This window comes from Bartonella sp. MU70NMGDW, assembly GCF_042194085.1.
Lineage (GTDB): Bacteria > Pseudomonadota > Alphaproteobacteria > Rhizobiales > Rhizobiaceae > Bartonella > Bartonella grahamii.
In genome coordinates this window covers 1-5,113 of the sequence record NZ_JBHIMK010000105.1, presented here as the reverse complement: position 1 = coordinate 5,113, position 5,113 = coordinate 1, and the positions used below count along the sequence as shown (strand labels likewise).

At 31.7% G+C, this 5,113-nt stretch carries 3 protein-coding genes; all 3 read left to right on the top strand.

What is annotated here, in order from left to right; all coding sequences use genetic code 11:
* Nucleotides 1-203, top strand: a 203-nt coding sequence (locus ACFIKE_RS08135) for a hypothetical protein (protein ID WP_375649174.1), incomplete at its 5' end; no start/stop codon positions are given.
* A gap of 1,934 nt (nt 204-2,137) precedes the next feature.
* The gene (locus tag ACFIKE_RS08130; RefSeq protein ID WP_375649172.1) at nt 2,138-2,905 is read left to right on the top strand and encodes a hypothetical protein; all 768 of its coding nucleotides are present in this window, start codon (nt 2,138-2,140) and stop codon (nt 2,903-2,905) included.
* Nucleotides 2,906-3,010: 105 nt separating this feature from the next.
* On the top strand, nt 3,011-3,790 hold the full coding sequence (locus ACFIKE_RS08125) for a hypothetical protein (RefSeq protein ID WP_375649170.1): 780 nt from the start codon (nt 3,011-3,013) through the stop codon (nt 3,788-3,790).
* The last annotated feature ends 1,323 nt before the right edge of the window (nt 3,791-5,113 follow it).

The following is a 5,113-nucleotide window of genomic DNA, read 5'->3' as shown; positions in this document are numbered from 1 at the left end:
CTCTTGAATGGGTTATGGGGCGTCAATGCGTAAAGACTGATAAAAAGAGTGGCATTGTGAATGATGCCAATCACTATGCTGTTGAAACCGTTGGCAACCCTGCTTATCCATTGGAATTATTCCAAAGGGTTATTACCGTGAGTTTAGAGACAATGAAAATTGTTAAGAACTTACCAAAATTGGAAATAAGAGAAACTGAATAGACTTATAAAGCACGCTCACATAATGGGCATGCTAATCTTATTAAAGCCGCTTATGTATTAGTTTAAATAACAGTTTATTTTATCATCTGTTATGAGATAACTAAGATAGGAAAGAATTACGTTATCAGAAATCCTTTAATGGACTTTTGTAAATTTTGTAAACGTATCATCTTGTGAGTTGATTACCTATAATCTTAAAAGAGATAATTTATCATGCGTTATTCTAAAAAGAAATCATTTGCACTTTTAGATACTCTTATTTTGATTTCTTTAAGACTTATAAGAAATCCCATCTTAAATAAGATAAGATTTATTTGGATTGCCTTTAAAAGATTATATCGCAATCTCAAATGATAGCTTTATTGTTTTCAAAAGCTTTGTTTAAAAAGAGTTATGTATATTTTGCTTATAGGTTTTGAAGGTTTCTCAAACCCTCAAAATACCCTCAAAAATATACTTTGGGTTGTATTTATAGGTTGTGTCTTGATATAGGTTGTTTATTAAAAAAATAACTTATTGAAATATAATAACTTTTATTTTTTGATTGAAAAAAATATATAAAGGGGGTAAAGGGAACCCTCAAAATCTTCAAAATCCTCAAAACTCATAACCACAATAGTCTTGATAACATTTCTTATCATTATAAACTGTCTTTTGAAAATTCACTTAATATGTTTTAAAATAACTTTTTACTCTTATTATTTTTTTTAGTGCCAACCTTTAAATCTATAAATACGTCTTGATAGCATTTTTATGATTATAAACCGTTTCTTTTGAAGGGCTTTAAAGGATCACATGCTTTTTTTAAGACGTGTTTTAATCACTCACTAAAATCATAAGGTTATCTATTTAAATAAACTGATAAAAATTCATTAAAGGGATTTTGATAATGTAATCAGTTTTTACTTTCATACGCTTTTCATAAGACATGTTTTAATGACACACTAAAATAATCTAGTTTGTCAGTTCAATTTACTGACACAAACTGATAAGTTTTAATCAATTCACATCATTGGTTATCTTTAAAGATTGTACAATTGATATGAATTATGTCTTAAAAGTATTAAGATATTGAAATATAATGTTTTTAATTTTTACTCATTTAAAAAAATAATATAGGCTTTAAAAGAACTGACAACACTGACAAGACTGACACGGTCTATTAAAAGCTATTTTGCTCATCTCTATAATTATCAGTTTCTATTGAGATGTTTTCATAACGGTTTATAAATCACAATTATCCTATTTATCATTTCTCTTATGAAACTGAAAAATGATGCCATGGCTATAAAGCAAATAACAGCTATAAAGCACGCGTGAAAAAAGCAGGCTTTCATAATCACATGCAAATGAAGGCATTGATTATAAAGATAATCCCTATAAAAGGCTGTTAAGTTGTAAATGTGTTATTAAAAGAAATTAACAGAAATCTTAAAAACCATTTAGTAAAAAATATGATAGGTTATAAAGATAAAAATACGCATTATGAGAGAGTTTCTAAATATTATAAATGTATAGATTCAGAAAATAACGCAATCGTTTCACAAAGCCTATAATATAGAGTTAAAACCACATAAATATAAAAGAAGCAATAAATAAGCATAATATATTATTAACACACAACGTATTTAAAAAAATAACAAAAAAGATAAAATATTATTTGACAATAAATACGTATTTTGTTATATAAATACTCAAGTGATTAACAAACACTTTCGTTAAGCGGATAGGTTACGATACAACCTTTCCCATGTCTTTAAAATACTGACTGTCTTTTATGTTTTAACTAGCATATAATGACTCTGTCGGGTGTGCTTACACCATACAATACCCTATGGGGAAAGTGTAAGCAACGGACTTAACGCCGTGTTTGTTAGCGCCCGATGCTTGTTAAGAGCGTCAATAACAAACAATTTAACGTTAAGGTTTTAACTATGACAAATTCAAACAATACCCCCGTTATCTCTTCCATTTCAAATGAAACCGCGCCCGTTAATCAACAAGAACCTGCAAAAAAATACGAATTTATTGATGATTGTGAATATATCGATGGTCATTTCTTAACTCGAATTCGTGCTTTAAGAGATTTTGATGATGTCAAAAAAGGTGATTTAGGGGGGTATATCGAAAATGAAAACAACTTATCTCATGATGGCAATTGCTGGGTGTATAATAAAGCACGGGTCTTTCAAAATGCACGCGTCTTTGGAAATGCTAAAGTGAAAAGCTTTTTTGTTGATGTCTATGGTAATGCTCAAATTTATGGAAATGCTATTTTTGAAGGTATGACATTAAAGGATAATGCAAAGCTGTCGGGCAATGCGCATGCTAGCAACGCCGTGGTTATTGAAGGCAATGCTCAAATTTATGATAACGCCCGTGTCACTGATCATGCCCATATTTCTGATAATGCCGTTATTTGTGACGATGCTCATGTCGGTGGTAATGCAAAAATAAGTGGCTCTGCTTATATCTGTGATGAATCGCGTGTTTTTGATGATGCTGTTATTTGTGATGCTCTTGTCTCAGGCAATTCTTATATTCATAGCAATGCCTCTCTAACTGCTAATGAAGATATCTGTGATGATGCATATCCCGAATTTGGTAGCGAAGATGATTATTATCGTCATGAGTATTATGCTGATTGTGAGGGGTATTATAATCATGATGATAACAGCGAATATGAAACTGAAGCTGCGTAAATGACATGCGCGGGCGCGGCGGGGGCGCCCCTCTTTCAAATCTTTCAAATTTCCCATTCCAAATTTTAGCAAACGTTTATCACATTAGATTGTGAGGGTATCTTTATGTGCAAAAAATATGAATTAACTAGTGAAATTAAACAAATTAAAGATAGGATTACTAAACAGATTACAACTCTTTATCGCATTCGTGCTTTAAAAGATTTTGATGATATCAAAGCTGGCGATCTAGGCGGCTTTATTGAAAAGGAAAGCAACCTCTCTCATGATGGCAATTGCTGGGTCTATGATAATGCATGGGTTTATGGCTATGCCCGTGTTTATGAAAATGCAAAAATACGCCATTTTTCTCAGGTCTGTGGTCATGTCTATGGCAATGCTGAGGTCTATGGAAAGGCTTTTATCTCTCAATATGCTAAAGTTTATGACAATGCTTGTGTCTATAGTAATGCACGTATATCTGGCTATGTTTATGGCAATGCCCATGTGAGTGGAAGCGCTCGTATTTATACAGAAGCCCATGTTTATGATAATGCGCATATTTCTTATAATGCTTGGGTTTATAATTATGCAAGGGTTTATGGGTATGCTCAGGTTTCTGGCTCTGTCTGTGTTTACAGCCATGCCAAGATTTATAACCATGCTATTGTCAAAGGTCATGCTAAAATTTATGGCAAGGTTTATGGCAATGTTATTGTAAGTGGCTATGCTGAGGTTTATGGCTCTGTTTATGGCAATGCCAAGGTTTCATATCATGCCAAGGTCTGGGGTAAAGCCTATGGCAATGCAAAATTAAACAGTCAAAGTAAAGTAAGTGTCGTTCCTAAAAAATGTGAGGTTTATGAAAATGATAATATTATCAAAATTACGGATACAGACAAATAAATGACAAGCATGGGGGGGTGCATTCTTTAATGGCTATAAACGCATATAAAATGCATTGCTAATAAACATATCATAAAAGAGAGGGTTTAAAAAAAGAAAGCCGTGCCAATTGATATGACGCGGCTTTCAAATGTCTATTCTAATGATTAAAATTAATCACCTACATGGAGTAATGAATGCATATATACAAAACGTATCATATTGCAAGCACTCTATGAGAGATATAAAAACTTATCAAAAGAAACGTAAACGATGCGTATGATCTTTTAATCACTCATTTGAATAAGAGAGTGAATTTAGAACCTATAAACTCTCATATGGCTTCAAACGTATTAAGAATAACGCCCTTTTCTTTAAAGAGATTCATTTAAAACAAAGCACATGATCATGACGCTTCTTTTAAAAACGTTTCAAAATATTAAGCTCAAAATCGAGCTGAGTGAATTCAATTAACACGTTGTCTAAAATCAAACAAATCAAAACGCTTGGTAGCTTTATCAATCCAATCAAAAGCAAATGTGTATTAAGTGAATATCTATAACAAAACCCATTTTTATATTTACGCGCGTTGGTTTTTAAAGCAGCGTTTCATAAGACAATAAACAACCGCTTTTATAAAATATAAGGTTTTCAAGATTTTGCTCTGCTGTGAAAGCTAAATCTTAGTTTTCTCATAAATGAAACGTTCTTAAGAACAAATGGTAACTAAGTTATAGCTGTTATAAAAAAAGTTTTAAACACTTATAAAGATCTCATTTTATGTTTCAAACGTTTAAACGTTCATTTAGAAAGGTTCTCATAAATGCCTTTTCTCTTTGCACACAAACGTAACTTCTTTATAAATTAGCCGGTCCATTTTGGGGCTGGCAAAATCAACCACCCCAATTTTGGGGGCGTTATCCTTTAAATAGAGGCATTCTTTAAACAATATCGCTTTTGACTCCAAAATTGAGTAAAATCCCATGCCTTTATGATGTTACAACGATTTTGAAATTTGCTTGCTTATCTTGTCTCAATAGGTGCTTCCAAATTTGGGGTGACTAAAATCTCTCAATCCAAATTTGGATCGACCCTATTTGGCTTTGTATTTTTAAACGATAACTTTTAAAACGTTTTTTTCTTTCTTGCATTATGTCATTAAAAGGCTTTTGATTTCATAAGACATAACGTTTTGAATTTCATATCTGTTGTGATGATAATATCTATATAATGCCTGCCTATCATTTTCTAAATTTTTAGTAAGCGCTTTAAAAGCGATTTGTCTTTAAATCCTTTTATGCAATCTTTATAAATTAAACCTATAAGCTTATGACAGTTTCAAAC

What these genes read in the sequence shown, in the direction of transcription:
- ACFIKE_RS08130 (WP_375649172.1), top strand. Translation starts at nt 2,138, where the DNA reads ATGACAAATTCAAACAATACCCCCGTTATCTCTTCCATTTCAAATGAA.
- ACFIKE_RS08125 (WP_375649170.1), top strand. Translation starts at nt 3,011, where the DNA reads ATGTGCAAAAAATATGAATTAACTAGTGAAATTAAACAAATTAAAGAT.